The 18,724-nt window shown below is 58.5% G+C and carries 11 protein-coding genes and 1 pseudogene; 1 reads left to right on the forward strand and 11 read right to left on the reverse strand.

What is annotated here, in order from left to right:
* Window positions 1-202 precede the first annotated feature (202 nt).
* Genes ACM6IK_RS23065 through ACM6IK_RS23075 form a run of 3 tightly spaced genes read right to left on the reverse strand, consistent with a single transcriptional unit; the run spans window position 203 to window position 7,468 of the window.
* The gene (locus ACM6IK_RS23065; RefSeq protein ID WP_414876150.1) at window positions 203-5,194 is read right to left on the reverse strand and encodes an RHS repeat-associated core domain-containing protein; all 4,992 of its coding nucleotides are present in this window, start codon (window positions 5,192-5,194) and stop codon (window positions 203-205) included.
* Window positions 5,195-5,239: 45 nt separating this feature from the next.
* Window positions 5,240-6,217, reverse strand: coding sequence for a hypothetical protein (locus ACM6IK_RS23070; protein WP_414876151.1), 978 nt, complete (start codon window positions 6,215-6,217; stop codon window positions 5,240-5,242).
* Window positions 6,218-6,268: 51 nt separating this feature from the next.
* Entirely contained in the window at window positions 6,269-7,468 is a 1,200-nt protein-coding gene (locus ACM6IK_RS23075; RefSeq protein WP_414876152.1) for a hypothetical protein, read from the reverse strand.
* A 338-nt stretch (window positions 7,469-7,806) separates the two neighbouring features.
* On the opposite strand from ACM6IK_RS23075, the pseudogene ACM6IK_RS23080 reads away from it, so the two are divergent.
* Window positions 7,807-8,390: pseudogene (locus tag ACM6IK_RS23080) on the forward strand (group II intron maturase-specific domain-containing protein); the annotation flags it as partial.
* Between the two features lie 316 nt (window positions 8,391-8,706).
* Here the strand turns inward: ACM6IK_RS23080 and nuoN are convergent.
* From nuoN to nuoG, 8 genes are read right to left on the reverse strand one after another with little or no spacing between them, the layout of a single operon-like run.
* Window positions 8,707-10,170, reverse strand: coding sequence for an NADH-quinone oxidoreductase subunit NuoN (nuoN, locus tag ACM6IK_RS23085; protein ID WP_414876153.1), 1,464 nt, complete (start codon window positions 10,168-10,170; stop codon window positions 8,707-8,709).
* A 7-nt stretch (window positions 10,171-10,177) separates the two neighbouring features.
* Window positions 10,178-11,710 carry an NADH-quinone oxidoreductase subunit M gene (nuoM, locus tag ACM6IK_RS23090; RefSeq protein WP_414876154.1) on the reverse strand — a complete coding sequence of 511 codons (1,533 nt, stop codon included), beginning with the start codon at window positions 11,708-11,710 and terminating at the stop codon, window positions 10,178-10,180.
* Window positions 11,711-11,749: 39 nt separating this feature from the next.
* A complete protein-coding gene (gene nuoL, locus ACM6IK_RS23095; RefSeq protein WP_414876155.1) occupies window positions 11,750-13,603 on the reverse strand; it encodes an NADH-quinone oxidoreductase subunit L in 1,854 nt (617 codons plus the stop codon).
* Window positions 13,600-13,908, reverse strand: a complete 309-nt coding sequence (gene nuoK / locus ACM6IK_RS23100; protein WP_007946416.1) for an NADH-quinone oxidoreductase subunit NuoK — start codon at window positions 13,906-13,908, stop codon at window positions 13,600-13,602. The genes nuoL and nuoK overlap by 4 nt, the downstream gene beginning before the upstream one ends.
* 2 nt (window positions 13,909-13,910) lie before the next feature.
* Window positions 13,911-14,414, reverse strand: a complete 504-nt coding sequence (gene nuoJ / locus ACM6IK_RS23105; RefSeq protein WP_053161453.1) for an NADH-quinone oxidoreductase subunit J — start codon at window positions 14,412-14,414, stop codon at window positions 13,911-13,913.
* 9 nt (window positions 14,415-14,423) lie between these two features.
* Complete coding sequence (gene nuoI / locus ACM6IK_RS23110) at window positions 14,424-14,969, reverse strand: NADH-quinone oxidoreductase subunit NuoI (RefSeq protein WP_015094374.1); 546 nt, start codon at window positions 14,967-14,969, stop codon at window positions 14,424-14,426.
* 10 nt (window positions 14,970-14,979) lie between these two features.
* Window positions 14,980-15,987 (reverse strand): NADH-quinone oxidoreductase subunit NuoH, encoded by a 1,008-nt coding sequence (gene nuoH / locus ACM6IK_RS23115; RefSeq protein ID WP_046037838.1) that lies wholly within the window; start codon window positions 15,985-15,987, stop codon window positions 14,980-14,982.
* Window positions 15,984-18,698, reverse strand: a complete 2,715-nt coding sequence (nuoG, locus tag ACM6IK_RS23120; protein WP_414876156.1) for an NADH-quinone oxidoreductase subunit NuoG — start codon at window positions 18,696-18,698, stop codon at window positions 15,984-15,986. Before nuoG ends, nuoH begins: the two co-directional genes overlap by 4 nt.
* Window positions 18,699-18,724 lie beyond the last annotated feature (26 nt).

The raw sequence follows: 18,724 nt of genomic DNA on the forward strand, positions 1-18,724 counted from the left end.
GGCCACCGGAGACCGTTGCCAAGATCAAATTAGCTATTGCCGCGTTTATTAAAGACTGCACGGTCACTGCCAATCGGATATGTCAAGCGAATGATGCGAAGCCGTACGCAGTCGTTCCGCTGTATTCAGGGATTCCCCCCCTAGTCGCTGATTAGGAAGCGACTGGGGAAGGTTAGAGAAGTGATCGGTGCCATGCCTTTAATCAGAAGCTGTAACGACGGCCTCTTGATTGTTGTCGTGCTGCACGCTCAAGTAAATACCAAGAGTTTCGTTCATTAAGCGCATTCAGGTAATCGCGATCACGACGAGAAGCCCGCATCCATTCGAAGCTGACATAATCAGCCGTGCCGTCAGCCCGACGAGGAGGAGGAACTGCCTCGACAACCGCTCTAGGATTGATGCCCTGCTGGCGAAGACTGGAGGGGAAAACCCCAGGTTCGTCCCCGGCCCAGATACGTCTTACTGCATTGACGTAATTCGGAGCACCTTCGGGGGCGACCGGTAACGCGTGCAGTGCGGGGCGAGAGGAAGCGTTGGCTGCCTGGTTCATTTGTTGTGAGGTAACAGAAAAGTTGACCAGGTCCCTACCAGGCAAGTGCCTGCCGATGTTCCCCAGCACATGCTCCGGCATTCCGCTTAAGGTTGCACTCGGCCCGGTCCTGAGCCTGCCTGCCTGCCCACCCAGCCTGGGCACACCACCTGCCGACTGCAGTTTTTTCTGCCAACGCCCCACGAACTGACCTAACTTCGAGAGAGTCTTCGAGGCGGCAGGCGCCAATGCTGTGACTCCTGAAGCTAATCCTGTGGCAAGGGACACCATCCCCAGTATGGACGCCGCATCTGCATTACCCGTGGCCTCCAGAATAAACGAGGCAACCCCGGTGGTGGTCGCCACCACACCCAGTGCCACCGACGTCACTGCCAATGCACCGCTGGACGTCAGAGTGGCCAATCCACCAGCCATCATCCCGGCCACGGCGGACGCTGCAGCGCCAAAAGAAGCCGCCGTCGCGAGTATGCCAACCGCTAACCCAATCCCAGCCACGAGCCATTTCCAGAAGCTGTGTCCGTCCGGGTCGATCCGATTGAGCGGATCACCCGCGCAATAAGCGTAACGGTTGAGCCCGCCAGCACCAAAGGGGCTTTCATTGTCGGGTGCGAGGAATAGCATGAGGTTAGGATCGTAGGGCCTATAGCTGCCCAGCAAATAGCCAGCCTCTACCAGGCCACGTGGCTCGCCGGCGTAACCCACCAGGCTTTTGCCGCTGCCATCATCCGCCCCGTGAGCGGTGTAGTTCACCCGACTAGTCTGCTGATCGTTTTCAACCCGGACCGTGCCTTGGCCATCGCAACCTGTCAGCATTACCTCGCGTACGGCCTGGGACACTTTGTTCTGAGCAAACATGGACGCCTCATGACGCAATAACGACAAGGTGTCGCCCAAGCCTGGGCCTCGGGTGCTTATCAGCCGATCACCATGATAGAACCAGAGCGTCTCGGCCCCGTTTTGCGTGGTCTGGGTGATTCGACCCATGGGGTCGTATTGATAATCGCGTTGACCGGTGTCGCCGGTGACTCGACTGAGCCGTCCCTCTTCGTCCCACTGCAGCGCGCGACCGAGGCCGTCGCGCAACAATCGCCCATCGGCGTCATACTCCAACATCAGTGTCTGGAGAGCCGGGTAGGTATGGGTGATGGTAATGGGGCGGTCAGGGGCGGCGGCATCGTAAGTGAAGTCCATCTGATCGCAATTGCCGTCCATATAGGTCGTGATGACTTGCTCGTAACCATCCAGGGCGTTGAGGGAAAAGGCTTGTTTGTTGATGGGTTGGCCGGTGCGTGGGTCTTTGGGCCCTTCAGGGCCAGTCACCGTGACCTCGATCAGCCTGGCGCGAGCATCATAGCGAAATACTTCTTCGCTGAGCAGGCGGTTTTCTTCTTCCCAGCGGCGGCTCGCCATTTGGTCGCGGCCAGTCCATGTCAGTGTCTGGGTCAGTTGTCGTTGAGAGGCGGGGGTACTGCTGATCCAAGTTCGTGAAACTTCCCGGTCAAACTCATCGTACTGGATGGTTTGCTTGAGGGCGTGTCCTTGATCCTGAGTTAAGTACTGGCTGACGCGGCCGAAAGTGTCATAGGTGGTCTGCAGTTCAATAGAACCCAGTGTCTGGCGTTCCGGACGGCCGCAGGCGTCGTAAACCGTGTGGTGTTCAGTACCATTGCAATCAGTAAACGTCTCCAGCCGCCCCTCCAGCGAGCAAAGCCAGTAAACACTGTGCTCCTCGCTGTTCAGGCTCAAGTGCTCGGAGAGTAAACGTCCATTGTTGGAGTACTGCCAGGTCAGCTTGCCTAATGGCCCCAGCGCTTGCGTCATCTGGCCCGACTTGAAGTCATACTGGTAGCTACTGCCCTGGCTGCCATCACCGGGCGACAGTTGAATCAACTGATTCTCAAGCAACGGCTCGTAGCTGTACGCCATAGTGCGGCCACTGCTGCTGGTGCGAGAAGCGGGCAGTTTCTGATCTTTGCGGTAGTTGAGACACTCTTGCCGGTCGCCGATTGTTCGGCGCACTGGACGACCGATACCATCAAAGCTCTGCTCCCCGAGTGACAAGGGTGTACAACCGACAGGCGTCAACGTAACGCTTACCGGATGATCGGCATCGCTGTGCTGGGCATATTCCCAAATCACTTCGCTATCGTCCTCCAACAGACGACTGATCACACGCCCGTACACGTCATACCGGGTTTGCGTATGCACGCAAGCCTCACCCGGCACGCTGACTTCATGGGATATGGGGCGATGCAACCCATCATGGGTCCAGGCCTCATTGCGCAGTATTTCATTGTCGGGAGCAAGCAGGGTCATATTGAGCACGTCGCCGGCAACGTTGCGTAAGATCCGAGTCTTGGCAGCGGCGACGCCATCACGGCTTTCTCGCCAGACGTCGCTTATAAGCGTGACAGGGTTGGCCTGGCTGTGTTCGAGCGTGCCATTGGGCCGTCTGATCTTGCTCACTTGCCCCCAACCGTCGAACTCATAGGCGGTGGTGAGGCTCAACGGCCGTTCCAGCCCGGGGAACCAGTCCTGGACGGTTTCCTGGAGCAGTTGTCCCTCGGGGTTGTAAAGGCCACGCCAGGTTTCCCGAAACTCCTGGCCGGTGACCAAGTCGTCGCGCCGCTCCTCCCGCACCCTGCGTCCTGCGCCGTCGAGATAGATACGCCGCTGCTGGCCAGTCAGGTCGGTTTCTTCCGCCATGACGGCCTGCTGGCGATAACGGCCCGCCAGCACATAGCGACACGTGGCGCTGGCTTCATAATCGGTGCCGGGAGCAACCGTGCTGCGAACCACCCGCCCCAAGGCGTCATATTCATAAACGGTTTCCACGCTCTCTTCGCGATCGCTCAGCGTCAGCCCCGAGAGACTGTCCCGGGTGACGTAATCGGTCGACGCACTGGTACCGTCATGGCCGGTTATCCTGGTTTGGGTCGTCAGCGCCGTGGCGGTCAGGGTCCGGCTGTAATCGGTGGTGGTGATGAATTCTTTGTGTGTCGTCTGTGCTTGAGTCACTTGGGCAAAGAACGGACTGTCGATAGCTGTTTCATAACACTGGGTGGTGCGACCAATCGGGTTCGGGCCGTCGACGGTGATAGTAAACGCTTCTTCTGAAACGACGACCCACAGCAGACGATCATCGGGTCGGCGACGCGGCAGCGGTTCATAACAGTACTGCGTTTGCGTTATTGGCGCGCCGCCTGTGTCGCCAGACGCCATGGGCGTCGGTGTCAAGGTATGGCTTTGCAGCCAGCGGACAAACATCCCGGTATCCGCCACGCCGCCTACGCTGCCCAACGGATAATAAACCCAACGCTCGATTCGGCCATCGGCATGGCACTGCTCAAGCGTGTTGCCGTAATCGTCGTAAGTAGTACGAGATATTTCTTCTCGAGCACCCTGCGCGTCCTCATAACGGGTCGTGACTTGAATCGGTAGCTGGCACCATGCCGGTTGAGCCTCCCAGCCCAGGGCGGGATCATCGCCATAGTCCGTGGTGATCGTAACCGTCTTGCCGACACGCATCACACGCTCTTGAGTCAGCAGATGGAAACGGTTCCAGGTACGCTCAATCTCCGACAGTACTTGGCCGGTATCGCTGTGCAATGTCTCCAGCCCGCTATAGGTATAAGATTCGGTGCGGTAGAGATTGTCCTCCCCATCACGCCAGCCTCCTGGCAGGTCGGCTCCATAGCCCAGGAAATTAGTGCTGCCCAACCAGGTATAGGTTCGCGAAACCGCTGGTTGGCCGGCCCCAGGATCATGGCGGTGAGCTGTCACCCGGGGGAGGGACGCTAAAGGTGCGCCCGGCGGAAGTTGATGGCCTTCCGTGCCCGTGGCGTACCACACCTCATCCTCGCTGCCCAACGGTCCGGTCATTCTGACGGGAAACAACAACCCGTCGAACTGCTCATAGCTGAAAGTCCACCGGCTATCGTTGTCCGGCAGGATCATCGTGCTGAGCTGATCACCACTCAAGTAGAGCGTATAGACGCTTTTTCCGGCCTCATCTGGAAAGAGTTGAATCTGAGACTCGTCGACGACGTCCCGGACAACTCGCAGCACTGCGCGCTGTTCATCGCGAATTTCGGACAGGACATAACGTCCACTGCCATGGGGCAGCCAGTCCAGAAATACCTGACGCCCCTCGGCAGAGCGTATTTCTTGTGGCAAAGCCAAGCCACTGTTGTCCTGCATGACCAGCCATTGCGTCTCGCCATCCTTGTACTCGACGCGAAAACGGCGACCGTCCGGCCCTTCCTGCAGCACGCGAAAGTTCAATAGCTTTTGGTCGGTGAATACCAACTGACCCTGGTCTGTGAAAGCAGAAGCCTGGCGGTCGAGGCAGAAGCTTTCCCCTGTCGCCAAATGCAAACGCCCGGCAGGCAGGTCCAGTTCAGACATCGCCAACATCCATCCACGTCCGAATCCATAATCTGTATGAGAAGACAACGGGCTGAACAGCAATCTGAACGACACTGAAGGGCCGGCCAGATGATTAGCCTGGATTTCCGGCAGGGCGATGTGCAGCGTCATTTGACCGGTACGGGCATCAATGCCGTTGCTGACGTGGCTCAAGAAATTACCGGCTTGAGTGTAGAGACCACCGGTTGCCAAACGGGTTGAAGAAGCACTATCCATGTTCGAAACTCCTGATGATGAGACGCTGCCAATGGGTTATCTAAGTTAGAACAGCACCAACTCCAAGCGGCCGGCAGGCGTCAGATCTTTAAATGCGATGTTCAACACATGCTCATTGCCGTACATGTCGATGGCATGCAACCGACAGGGGCCTCCCTGGTTGATCGCACTTTGACTGTGGTAGGGGATATTGTTCCCCCCTTGCAGCACCACGATCACATGACCCGCTCTAGGACGGGCAACCTTGACGGTGGGGGAGAACTCCTGGCCAAGTACAATCGCCGTGTTGTAATTAAAATCCGACTCTCCCGGTGCGGCGTAACCCACATGGGAAGCTCGCGTGACTCTGTCGTCGCGATCAACCCACTGAATCATTCCCGCCGGGTTCATACTCGAAACCGAGAGCAGTTCAACCACGGGCATCTGCACATTCTTTCCAGCCAGTTGATATTCCCAGGTAAACAAATCACCGTTTGGGTTGCCCGCGACCAGGTCCCGATTAAAGCTATAGTTTTCGGGGGTATTAAACCTGGGGATCTCAGCAGTCCTGATATCGACATAACTTTTATAGGTAGGGTCGATTGCAGTATTGTAAGTGACAGGTCCGTCTGTTGTTTGTCGGGTAATTTGGGCATATAGCCGGACCGAAGTGCCCGCCGGAGCACGACTCATGACATAGAAGTCTTTTTGAAAAAAATCGATCTCACCCGACCTTTCCTGATCGGGCGATGGATGAGAAACGGTCGCTGGATAAGGGTGGTATAGATTCTTTCTCTCGTTATAGAACCACTCGCCGCCGTCATCACTACCCGGTAACAATGGGAAAAGATCATTCTTGCGTGTCGTAATGCGCAGACTCTCCAGCTCTTCTTCAGAAATGGTCTGCCCTGTCCTGGGGTCAACACTCAATGTCACCAGTAGTTGTTGGCGGGCATTGGGGTATAGTTGGGGTGACGAGGAGGCCAAACCTATTTCGAATTTGCTTAGCCAAGAGTTGGAAGAGTTGATTTTTTGTTTAGACATTTAACTTGACCTTCGTAAGAAGTTGCCCTGACTGAAACAGATAACGGCTCACTACCCAATAAAATATTGAGACTCAATCGCAGGAGCTTCTTCAATTCTAAGTTCGTACTTCGTGCTGTCGTTTGCCGGGTCAAGCAGTCTTGCACTTGTTTTAATTTTTTGGGAATTGCCATATACGTCATAAGTGGTGATTACAGAAGTTGAGCTGTCTGTGTACGTATTCGCTGTAGGTACCACTCCCGAAACCACGAGAACCAATCGGTCGGAGCTAGGCTTGATATATCCATTTTCTTTCAGCCACTGTATCGCTTGATCGTTCCAGTTGCCTGGATACCCGAAACTTAGGCCATTCGGATATTCCGGTGAGCGAATCCCGACCAAAAGGGAATAATAAGCTTTCCCTGACCCGTGGCGAATATCATATACACTCCAGCGATTCCACTCAGAAGCGAATTCCACATGCTTCATCGCAATAGGCCTTGTCGTGCCTGGTAACTTGAATCCAATGTAATGGTTATAGGTGTACCAGAATTCGTTGTGGTAACGCACTTCTTCAATATCTTCTACTAGCCCGCCATTTCCATAAGTGTAATAAGGTTGCGCCACCGACCTCAGATAGACGGAGCTATAAAAACGCCCATTCTGCCCAGTACCACCATAAGGGATATCTTCATTGTTACTTGTGTAGTAAGCACTACTGCCAGGCAAGCGGACACGCACAGAGAAACGATCTTGAATCCCCCCTGGATTTCCATCATTGGTCAGGTATCGTTTAAATGTTTTTCGTTGGATCAGTGATGCCTCCGAAGATTGAATAGTGTGCAGCTCCGGTTTCGTCATAGGCAAAAAATTATTCGGAAAAACCTCCCCCGGAGAACAACGCAACGCTTGCGATTCTGCTGAATCAGTCTCATCAAAAGTAAAACTTTCATCAAAAGGTAAATAGCCCTTTTCATGAGGGCCAGTTGCTGCAGGCCAGCGCCCTTGAAGAGTGGAGAAAGGAACGATCTCAACCAGAGTTCCATCGGGAACGACGGTAACCTGTCCGTGCTCATCTCGGGCTTCAAGGGTGATCAGAAATTCTGATACCTGCCGCCGGTTGTTATAAAGCCGGGCAACGGCATTCTCCTTGCCTTGAAATTGTTGCTGTTCGAACAACAAGTAGCTAATGGTCTTGGCGGCCCCTGCTGTCGTAGGGTATGCACCACCAGGAATATCGGCTTGCGTTACATTCGAGTTTGTACCATTCATGATTAAAATGTCCTGTCCGAATTAATTTAAAGTTTGCGAGAGTCAGGGATCTCGTAGTCTGCTACCCGACCCTTTATAACGACCCTCGTTCAAACTGCTACTACAACGTTCTAGGCCAATTGAATAGAAGAGGAAATACAACGTCTACCTGTCAATGTTGACAGTATCGACGAGCGGTATAAACGAGCAAACTTTCGGCAGATATCCGGGCAGAGCGCTACCATCACGGCCCGGCTCATTGCTCACCTTGTTTGGCAGTACGATGCTTTTTCACAAGGGACCGGGATTGCGACAACTCTGAGGAAGTCCGCGTTCTGTGGTTTTAGCTGCTCGTAGAGGAACGACGGGGCGATCGTTTTTTCTGTTATGCCGACGATGCGAACATCTATGTGCGCAGCCCTCGTGCTGGCGAACGAGTGATAAGGAGTGTTGAGCGCTTCCTGAATCAGCGCCGGAAACTGACGCTGAACCGGGATAAGAGCTGAGTTGCCGGGTCTTGGGTGTGTGATTACTTGGGTTACGGGATGAGCTGGCATCAGCAACCGAGATTGAGAGTGGCGACGATGGGCCTGGGTCGCTTGCGCGACCGACTCAGAGACCTGTTACGTAAAGCGCGGGGCCACAAGATGGCGAATATTATCGAACGGATAAACCCCGTGCTGCGCGGTTGGGCGAGCTACTTCAAGCTGAGCCAAAGCAAACGGCCACTTGAGGAGCTGGACCGCTGGGTGCGTCACAAGCTTCGTTGCGTCGTCTGGCGTCAATGGAAGCAGCCCTCTACGTGCCGGTGCGTAACTTGATACGCTTGGGACTTAATGAGGCGCAGGCTTGTTCTATCATCGGTCTAGCCAGATGCATTCTTTATCGGCGCTTGGGTGAAAAGAGGAGGGGCGAAATCTCCCACGGATCTGTACTGCGCTAACAGTCAGAGTCGAGCCTTGTCCCTCCACCTCCCTTCAAGTCCTAGCATACAAGCGAGCCTGCTCGCGAAGAGGTCATCCCAGGCAACAGACTTTTCAAGTTCAACAACTCTCATCAGGACAACATTGTTGGCCAGAGAATCAAAAGATCGCAGTCTGCGGCAGCTCCTACCTGAGAGGTGTACAACCGCAATTGATTGGGTGAACGCTACTTGTGTAGGAGCTGCCGCAGGCTGCGATCTTTGCTTTTGAATTCCCAAACGCAAAAACGGCACCCGAAGGTGCCGTTTCCGTTTACTACCGAATGACTCTAAGCGATCAACCCGCCAGACCCGATTGCTGAACCAGGTTCAGCAGAGGCTGCGGATACACGCCCAGGAAGAACGCGACCAGGGCGATGGCCAGCAGCATCACGCCACCTGCACGTTGTTCCCAGTGCATTTGAGCGTCGACGCGACGCAGGTTCGGTTCGATCAGGTACAGGGTGACCATGACACGCAGGTAGTAGAACACGCCGATGGCGCTGCCCAGAACCAGCGAGCCGACCAGCCACCACTGATGCGACTCGACACCGGTGGCGATGATGTAGAACTTGCCGATGAAGCCCGCGGTCAGGGGGATACCGGCCAGGGACAGCATCATCACGGTGAGTACGGCGGTCAGGTACGGACGGCGCCAGAACAGGCCGCGGTATTCGTACAGGGCATCTGCGTCACGGCCTTTGTACGGCGAAGACATCAGGGTGATCACGCCGAACGCGCCGAGGCTGGTGATCACGTAGGTGACCAGGTACACGCCGATGGCTTCCACGGCCAGGCCTTTGCTCGCCACCAGGGCGATCAGCAGGTAACCGAAGTGGGCGATGGACGAGTAACCCAGCAGACGCTTGAGGTTGCTCTGGGTCAGGGCCAGCAGGTTACCGAACAGGATCGACGCGATGGCGATGATGGTCAGCACGTTGCTCAGCACGCCGCTGCTCGCCGCTGGCGAGATCTGGAACAGACGCACCATCACCGCGAACACCGCCACTTTCGAAGCGGTCGCCAGGAACGCGGCGACCGGTGCCGGAGCACCTTCGTAGACGTCTGGAGTCCAGAGGTGGAAGGGCACCAGCGACAGCTTGAACGCCAGGCCGATCAGCATCATGCCCAGGCCCAGTTGTGCCAGCGAGCTTGGCAGGCCAGTAGCCGCCAGCGCCTGGCCGATACCGACAAAGCTCAGGGAACCGGCGTCAGCGTAGAGCAGGGCCATGCCGAACAACAGGAACGCGGAACCGGCCGCCGACAGCACCATGTACTTGATACCGGCTTCCAGCGAGCGCTTGTTGAAGAAGGCATAGGCCACCAGACCGTAGACCGGCACCGACAGCAGTTCCAGGCCGACGAACAAGCCGGCCAGGTGCTGCGCGCTGACCAGCACCAGGCCACCGGCGGCGGCCATCAGGATCAGCAGGTACAGTTCTTCACGGTTGCCCGGGTAACCCGTGCCGCCATCGCCAAGGTAGGCGTGGGCGAGGGTGACACAGGCGAGGGTGGCGACCAGGATCAACGCCATGTACAGGCAGGCGAAGGTGTCGATCTGCAGCAACGGCGTCACGGCCAGGGGCGCGACTTTCAGGGCCGGCAGGATCGACAGCAAAGCCAGGTTCAGACCCGCCACGGACAGCAGGAAGGTCTGGGAGTGGTTGCGGCGCCAGGCGATCGCCAGCATCACCACGATAATCGTGGCGCTGGTAATCAACAGCGGCGCTAGCGCGATAAAGTGTTGAGTCGTGAATTCCATAGCGCTCTTACCGGGCCGAAGCGAGTTGAGTGAAGGCGGTGCCGAGCCACTGCTGCACGCCATGCATCGTAGCGGCAGAAGTATCGAGGAACGGTTGTGGGTACACGCCGATGTAAATCAGCAGCGCGGCCAGACCGACCACCATGACCAGTTCGCGACCGTCCATGCCATGCAACACCGCGTCCGATTTGGCCGGACCGAAGTAGGCGCGGTGGATCATGATCAGCGAGTAGACCGAACCGAACACCAGACCGGACGTGGCGATGATGGTGACCCATGGAGCGATCGGGAAGGTGCCGATCAGGATCAGGAACTCACCGACGAAGTTACCGGTCGCCGGCAAGCCCAGGGACGCGGCTGCGAAGAACAGGCTGAGGGCCGGCAGGTAGGCGATCTTCGACCACAGGCCACCCATCTCGCGCATGTCGCGGGTGTGGGTGCGTTCGTACAGCTGGCCACTCAGGATAAAGAGTGCCGCCGCGGACAGGCCGTGGGCCAACATCTGCATCACCGCACCCTGCAGCGCCAGTTGGCTGCCCGAATAGATGCCGATCAGTACGAAGCCCATGTGGGAAACGGACGAGAAGGCGATCAGACGCTTGATGTCGGTTTGCGCGAACGCCAGGAACGCACCGTAGAAGATCCCGATCAGACCCAGGGCCATCGCAAACGGCGCGAACTCGGCCGAAGCATTCGGGAACAGCGGCAGGGCGAAACGCAGCAGGCCGTAAGCAGCGGTCTTCAGCAAGATACCGGCGAGGTCGACGGAACCTGCGGTCGGCGCCTGGGCGTGAGCGTCAGGCAACCAGGAGTGGAACGGTACGACCGGCAGCTTGACCGCGAAGGCGATGAAGAAACCGAGCATCAGGATGTACTCGGTGGTCATCGACATCTTCGTCTTCAACAGATCGGCGTAGTTGAAGGTAATCACGCCGGTGTCGTTGAAGTTGACCAGTACCAGACCCAGGATCGCCACCAGCATGATCAGGCCGGAAGCCTGAGTGAAGATGAAGAACTTGGTCGCCGCGTAGATCCGGGTTTTCTTGCCGTCCGAAGAACTGTGACCCCAGAGCGCGATGAGGAAGTACATCGGCACCAGCATCATTTCCCAGAAGAAGAAGAACATGAACAGGTCGAGGGCGAGGAACACGCCGACGACACCGCCCAGGATCCACATCAGGTTCAGGTGGAAGAAGCCCACGTGACGCTGGATCTCTTTCCACGAACAGAGTACCGAGAGCACACCCAGCAGGCCGGTCAGCATGATCATCAACAGCGACAGGCCGTCGAGGGCCAGGTGCACGTTGATGCCGAAGCGCTGGATCCAGACGTGCTTGAACTCAAGCGCCCAGGTCGGATCGGCGCCAGGCTTTGGTGCAAATGAATAATCACCGTTGGCCCACAGCCAGAGGCCGAGGGAGAGCAACAGGGACATGGTGATCAGCGCAATCCAGCGCGGGAGGGTAGAGCCGAAGCGCTCACCCATCCAGCACAGCAGGCCGCCGATGAAGGGGATCAGGATTAGCCAAGGCAGAATCATGACGGGTTCGTTTCCTTTCGCAAATTCGCAAGGTTCATATCAGACCGCTACCAGCACGACGGCGCCGATGACCAGCACGGCACCAGCAGCCATCGAGGCGGCATACCAACGCAGTTGACCGGTCTCGGTACGGCTCAGGGCGGTGTGACCGCCTTTGGCCATGCGCGGGATCAGACCGATGGTCTGGTCGAGCGGGTCTTTGCGCAGGATGTGGCTGATCGCCAGGTACGGCTTGACGAACAGTTTGTCGTAGATCCAGTCGAAGCCCCAGGCAGCGAACCACCAGGCCGAAAGGAAACGGCCGATGCCGCTGTTGGCGATGGCGGTGACGAAGCGACGCTTGCCGAGGAACAGCAGCGCGGCCAGCAGGATACCGGACAGGGCGATGGCGCCCGAAGCGATTTCCAGGCTGTGCTTGGCTTCGCCGCCGGCATGGCCGACGCTTTGCGGCAGTACGCCGTGCAGCGGTGGAACGATCATCGCACCGATGGCGGTGGACAATACGATCAGCACCGACAGTGGCAGCCAGTGGGCGATGCCGTGACCGGCGTGGGCTTCGGTCTTCACTTCACCGTGGAACGCGATGAAGATCAGGCGGAAGGTGTACAGCGAAGTCATGAACGCGCCGACCAGACCGGCGTAAAGCAGACCGTTGTTGCCGCTGGCGAACGCTTCCCAGAGGATTTCGTCCTTGGAGTAGAAGCCCGCGGTGACCAGTGGCAGGGCCGCCAGGGCCGCGCCGCCGACGATGAAGCTGGCGTAGGCCAGTGGCAGCTTTTTCCACAGACCGCCCATCTTGAAGATATTCTGCTCGTGGTGGCAGGCAACGATCACCGAACCGGACGCAAGGAACAGCAGGGCCTTGAAGAAGGCGTGGGTCATCAGGTGGAAGATCGCGCCATCCCAGGCACCAACGCCCAGGGCCAGGAACATGTAGCCGATCTGGCTCATGGTCGAGTAGGCGAGGATACGCTTGATGTCGGTCTGAACCAGGGCTGCAAAACCAGCCAGGACCAGGGTCACGCCACCGACGATACCTACCAGATGCAGGATTTCCGGCGCCAGGGTGAACAGGCCGTGGGTACGGGCGATCAGGTAGACGCCCGCGGTCACCATGGTTGCGGCGTGGATCAGTGCCGAAACCGGAGTCGGGCCGGCCATCGCGTCCGCCAGCCAGGTTTGCAGCGGCAGTTGCGCGGATTTACCGACAGCGCCGCCCAGCAGCATCAGGGTGGCCATGACCATCCAGAAGTCGCCGGCCTGGAATTTCTGCGGCGCCAGCACCAGCAGTTCCTGAACGTTCAGCGTACCCAGCTGGGCAAACAGAATGAACAGGCCGATGGCCATGAACACGTCACCGATACGGGTCACGATGAAGGCCTTGAGTGCGGCGTTACCGTTGTTACGGTTGCTGTAGTAGAAACCGATCAACAGGTACGAGCACAGGCCCACGCCTTCCCAGCCGAAGTACAGGAACAACAGGTTATCGCCCAGCACCAGGAACAGCATGCTGGCGATGAACAGGTTGGTGTACGCGAAGAAGCGCGAGTAGCCGTCTTCACCGCGCATGTACCAGGACGCGAACAGGTGGATCAGGAAGCCGACGCCAACCACCACGCCGAGCATGGTCAGCGACAGGCCGTCCAGGTACAGGGCGAAGTTCGGCGTGAAGCCTTCCACCGCCATCCACTGCCACAACACCTGGGTGTAGTGGCCGCCTTCCGGCGGGGCGACGTTGAACTGCCAGATCACGTAGGCGGTAACGATCGCCGACAGACCGATGGAGCCGACGCCGATCAGCGCGGCCAGGTTTTCCGAAATGCGGCCGCGTGAAAACGACAGCAGCAGGAAACCAATGAGAGGGAATACGAAAGTCAGAAAGAGTAGGTTCATCCGCGCATCTCACTGGCAGCGTCGATATCGAGCGTGTGGAAGCGGCGATACAGTTGCAGCAGGATCGCCAGGCCAATACTGGCCTCGGCGGCTGCCAGGCTGATCACCAGGATGAACATGATCTGTCCATCCGGCTGCGCCCAGCGGCTACCGGCAACGATGAACGCCAAAGCGGAGGCATTCATCATGACCTCCAGGCTCATCAGCACGAAGAGGATGTTGCGGCGGACCATCAGGCCGACCAGGCCGAGGCAGAACAGGATGCCGGCGACCGCCAGACCATGCTCCATAGGGATAGCAGGCATCGTCATTGCTCCTTGGCTTCGTTGCGGCCCAAGTGGAACGCCGTGACGGCTGCGGCGAGCAGCAGCATCGAGGCGAGTTCGACCACCAGCAGGTAAGGACCGAACAGGCTGATGCCCACGGCCTTGGCGTCTACGGTGGTGTGGCCGATGGCTTCACCGGTCTGGTGGGAGAACAGCACGTACAGCAGTTCCACCAGCAGCAGCGCGGCGAGGAGGACCGGGCCGCCCCAAATGCCGGGCTTGAGCCAGACGCGCTCTTGCTGAACCGAGGCCGGGCCCAGGTTCAGCATCATCACCACGAACACGAACAGCACCATGATGGCGCCAGCGTAGGCGATCACTTCCAGGACACCGGCGAACGGTGCGCCGAGGGCGAAGAACGTCATCGCCACGGCGATCAGCGAAATGATCAGGTAGAGCAGGGCGTGCACAGGGTTGGTGTTGGTGATCACGCGAAGCGTGGACACCACAGCGATACCCGATGCGAAATAGAAAGCGAATTCCATCTTTCTTCCTTAAGGCAGCAAGCTCTTCACGTTGATCGGCTGGGCTTCATTCTGCGCGGAGCCTTTCGGCTTCCCGGCAATCGCCATACCAGCAACACGATAGAAGTTGTAATCAGGGTTTTTGCCGGGGCCGGAGATCAGTAGATCTTCTTTCTCGTAAACCAGGTCCTGACGTTTGAACTCGGCCATTTCGAAATCCGGCGTCAGCTGGATCGCGGTGGTCGGGCAGGCTTCCTCGCAGAGGCCGCAAAAGATGCAGCGCGAGAAGTTGATGCGGAAGAAGTCCGGGTACCAGCGACCGTCTTCGGTTTCAGCTTTCTGCAGCGAGATGCAACCGACCGGGCAGGCCACGGCGCACAGGTTGCACGCTACGCAACGCTCTTCGCCGTCGGGGTCGCGGGTCAGCACGATACGCCCACGGTAGCGCGGCGGCAGGTAGACCGGTTCTTCCGGGTACTGCAGCGTGTCGCGCTTGCGGAAGGCGTGGCCGAAAATCATCACCAGGCTGCGAAGCTGGGTGTAGAAGCCATGCACGATGTCAAAAATGTACTTCATGATTCTATCCTCACTGAGCCGCGACGGCGGGCGTGTTGAGCAACACGATCGCAGCGGTCACCAGCATGTTGACGAGGGTCAGTGGCAGGCAGAACTTCCAGCTGAAATCCATCACTTGGTCATACCGTGGGCGCGGAATCGAGGCGCGCAGCAGGATGAAGAACATGATGAAGAACGCGGTTTTCAACGCGAACCAGATGAACGGGATCTGCGGCAGGATGCCGAACGGACCGTGCCAGCCACCGAAGAACAAGGTCACCAGCAGCGCTGAAATCAACACGATGCCGATGTACTCGCCGACGAAGAACATGCCCCATTTCATGCCGGCGTATTCAATGTGGTAACCGTCGGCCAGTTCCTGTTCCGCTTCCGGCTGGTCGAACGGGTGACGGTGAGTCACGGCGACGCCAGCGATGAAGAAGGTCAGGAAACCGAAGATCTGCGGAATGACGAACCACAGGTTCTGCGCTTGATATTCAACGATGTCGCGCATGTTGAACGAGCCGACCTGGATCACGATGCCCATCAGCGACAGGCCCATGAACACTTCGTACGACACGGTTTGTGCCGAGGCCCGCAAACTGCCCAACAGGGCGAACTTGTTATTGCTCGACCAGCCGGCGAACAGCACCGCGTAGACCGACAGACCGGCCATGGCGAAGAAGAACAGGATGCCGATGTTGATGTCCGCGACACCCCAGGTCGGGGTGATCGGGATGATCGCGAAGGCAATCAGCAAGGCGCTCATGGCCACGACCGGCGCCAAAGTGAAGATCACTTTGTCGGCGAACGGCGGGGTCCAGTCTTCCTTGAAGAACATCTTGATCATGTCGGCGGCGATCTGGAACGCACCGAACGGGCCGACGCGGTTTGGACCGTAACGGTCCTGCCAGAGGGCGAGCAGACGACGCTCGACCCAGCTCAGCAGGGCGCCGCAAACCACCACGGCGAGCAGAATCACCACGGCCTTGAGGACCGCGATGATGATGTCGATCACCTCAGGAGTGAACAAGGTCATTGCGCTGCCTCCTGCAGACCGTCGACGGATTGGCCAAAGATGGCTGGCGGAATGCCGGCGATGCCCGCAGGCAATGCCACCAGACCGGCGCCCAGCTCTTCGTTGATGCGCAGCGGCAGACGCAGGGTCTGGCCGGCGACGTTCAAGCTCAGCATGGCGCCGTCGTTGACACCCAAACGGTCGGCTTCAGACTTGGCCAGTGCAACATAAGCAGCGGGGATGCGTTCCTGCACCGGAGCGGCTTTCGAAGAGTTCTCTTCGCTGCCGAACAGGTGGAAGAACGGCACAACCTGCCAGGTGCCCTGGGTCGGGTTGAACGCGCGCGGAACACTGGCGAACCAGTTCAGTGAGTCACCGCTGGTTTCGATCAGGCGGGTGCCCGGGTCGCCAGCGCGGATGTGACCACCGACTTCGTCCTGGAACTTGTTCCAGGCTTGCGGCGAGTTCCAGCCCGGAGACCAGGCGAACGGCACTTGCTGACGCGGTTCGGCCGAGCCCGAGTAACCTTCCATGGAGAAGGCGAACGCGGTGTCCTTGTCCTGCGGGGTGCGCGGTTCGTGCACGTTGATGTCGGCACGCATGGCGGTACGACCGGAGTAACGCAGCGGTTCACGGGCCAGTTTCATGCCCTTGATGCGGAACGAGGCGGACGGTGCGGCATCGACGATGCGGTTCAGGATCGAAGTGCTGGAAGCGACGGCGGCGGTGACGTGGTCCAGTTGGGTCCAGTCGATCGGCTGGTTCAGCAGGGTCGCGCGCAGGGCATGCAGCCAGCGCCAGCCTTCGTGAACCAGGATGCTCGCGTCCATGTACTTCGGATCGAACACCTGGAAGAAGCGCTGGGCGCGGCCTTCCTGGCTGACCAGGGTACCGTCGCCTTCAGCGAAGCTGGCGGCTGGCAGAACCAGGTGCGCGCGATCGCTGGTGGCAGTCTTCTGATGGTCGGCGACGATCAGCACTTTGGCGGCGCTCAGGGCGGCATCGACACGGGCCTTGTCGGTACGGGTGTACAGATCGTTTTCCAGCACGACGATGGCGTCGGCACGACCAGAGATCACGGCTTGCAGCGCAGCGTCAACCGATTCGCCACCGAGCATGGCCAGGCCGAGGCTGTTGGCCTCTGGCACGATCAGGCTGATGGAACCGTTCTTCTCGCGCAGCTTCAACGCTTTGGCGATGTTCGCGGCCGCTTCGATCAGGGCTTTGGAGCCCAGGGAAGTACCGGCGATGATCAGCGGGCGCTTGGCTGCGAGCAGGGCGTCGGCGATGCGCTTGGCCAGCTCGAGGGCTTCAGTGTCCAGGCCTTCAACGGCCGGTGCGCTGGCGTCGAGGGCGTGAGCCACGGCGAAACCGATGCGGGCCAGGTCGTCGGGAGCTGCGTGAACGCATTCTTCGGCGATGTCGTCGAGCTTGGTTTCAGCCAGGCTCGCGATGAACAGCGGGTTCAGCGCGTGCTGGCCGATGTTCTTCACGGCGGCGTCGAGCCAAGGCTGGACGCGCATGGCGTCGGCCATGTCTTCGGCCTTGCCCTTGACCGATTGACGCAGGGACAGGGCCATGCGTGCAGCGGTCTGGGTCAGGTCTTCACCGAGAACGAACACGGCGTCGTGGTCTTCGATGTCGCGCATGTTCGGCACTGGCAGCGGGCTGTCTTTCAGCACTTGCAGGACCAGACGGATGCGCTCCAGCTCGGCAGCTTCGATACCGGAGTAGAAGTGCTCGGCGCCCACCAGTTCGCGCAACGCATAGTTGCTTTCGAGGCTGGCGCGGGGCGAACCGATACCGACGATGTTGCGGCCGCGCAGCAGGTCGGCGGCTTTATCCAGCGCTTCGTCGAGGCTCAGCTTGGTGCCGTTGGCCAGCAGTGGCTGACGCGGGCGGTCTTCGCGGTTGACGTAGCCATAGCCAAAACGGCCACGGTCGCACAGGAAGTACTGGTTCACCGAACCGTTGTAGCGGTTTTCGATGCGACGCAGTTCGCCGTAACGCTCGCCCGGGGAAATGTTGCAACCGCTGGAGCAGCCATGGCAGATGCTCGGCGAGAACTGCATGTCCCACTTGCGGTTGTAGCGCTCGGAGTGAGTCTTGTCGGTGAACACACCGGTCGGGCAGACCTCGGTGAGGTTGCCGGAGAACTCGCTTTCCAGGGTGCCGTCTTCAACGCGACCGAAGTACACGTTGTCGTGGGCGCCGAATACACCGAGGTCGGTGCCGCCGGCGTAATCCTTATAGAAGCGCACGCAGCGGTAGCAAGCGATGCAGCGGTTCATTTCGTGGGAAATGAATGGGCCCAGTTGCTGGTTCTGGTGGGTACGCTTGGTGAAGCGGTAACGGCGTTCGTTGTGGCCGGTCATGACCGTCATGTCTTGCAGGTGGCAGTGACCGCCTTCTTCACAGACCGGGCAGTCGTGAGGGTGGTTGGTCATCAACCATTCAACAACACTGGCGCGGAAGGCCTTGGACTCTTCATCTTCGATGGAGATCCAGGTGCCGTCGGTGGCAGGGGTCATGCAGGACATGACGATACGACCACGGGTGTCGTTCTCGTCGGTGTACTGCTTGACCGCGCACTGGCGGCAAGCGCCAACGCTGCCAAGGGCAGGGTGCCAGCAGAAATAAGGGATATCGAGGCCTAGCGACAGACATGCCTGTAACAGGTTGTCTGCCCCATCGACTTCGAGCTCTTTGCCGTCTACGTGGATAGTGGCCATGGTTCAAAGTTCTTCGTTGGCCCGGT

This window comes from Pseudomonas sp. IT-196MI5 (assembly GCF_949767415.1).
GTDB lineage: Bacteria > Pseudomonadota > Gammaproteobacteria > Pseudomonadales > Pseudomonadaceae > Aquipseudomonas.

What these genes read in the sequence shown, in the direction of transcription:
- ACM6IK_RS23065 (WP_414876150.1), bottom strand. Translation starts at nt 5,194, where the DNA reads ATGGATAGTGCTTCTTCAACCCGTTTGGCAACCGGTGGTCTCTACACT.
- nuoH (WP_046037838.1), bottom strand. Translation starts at nt 15,987, where the DNA reads ATGACCTTGTTCACTCCTGAGGTGATCGACATCATCATCGCGGTCCTC.
- ACM6IK_RS23075 (WP_414876152.1), bottom strand. Translation starts at nt 7,468, where the DNA reads ATGAATGGTACAAACTCGAATGTAACGCAAGCCGATATTCCTGGTGGT.
- ACM6IK_RS23070 (WP_414876151.1), bottom strand. Translation starts at nt 6,217, where the DNA reads ATGTCTAAACAAAAAATCAACTCTTCCAACTCTTGGCTAAGCAAATTC.
- nuoG (WP_414876156.1), bottom strand. Translation starts at nt 18,698, where the DNA reads ATGGCCACTATCCACGTAGACGGCAAAGAGCTCGAAGTCGATGGGGCA.
- nuoK (WP_007946416.1), bottom strand. Translation starts at nt 13,908, where the DNA reads ATGCCTGCTATCCCTATGGAGCATGGTCTGGCGGTCGCCGGCATCCTG.
- nuoI (WP_015094374.1), bottom strand. Translation starts at nt 14,969, where the DNA reads ATGAAGTACATTTTTGACATCGTGCATGGCTTCTACACCCAGCTTCGC.
- nuoJ (WP_053161453.1), bottom strand. Translation starts at nt 14,414, where the DNA reads ATGGAATTCGCTTTCTATTTCGCATCGGGTATCGCTGTGGTGTCCACG.
- nuoL (WP_414876155.1), bottom strand. Translation starts at nt 13,603, where the DNA reads ATGAACCTACTCTTTCTGACTTTCGTATTCCCTCTCATTGGTTTCCTG.
- nuoN (WP_414876153.1), bottom strand. Translation starts at nt 10,170, where the DNA reads ATGGAATTCACGACTCAACACTTTATCGCGCTAGCGCCGCTGTTGATT.
- nuoM (WP_414876154.1), bottom strand. Translation starts at nt 11,710, where the DNA reads ATGATTCTGCCTTGGCTAATCCTGATCCCCTTCATCGGCGGCCTGCTG.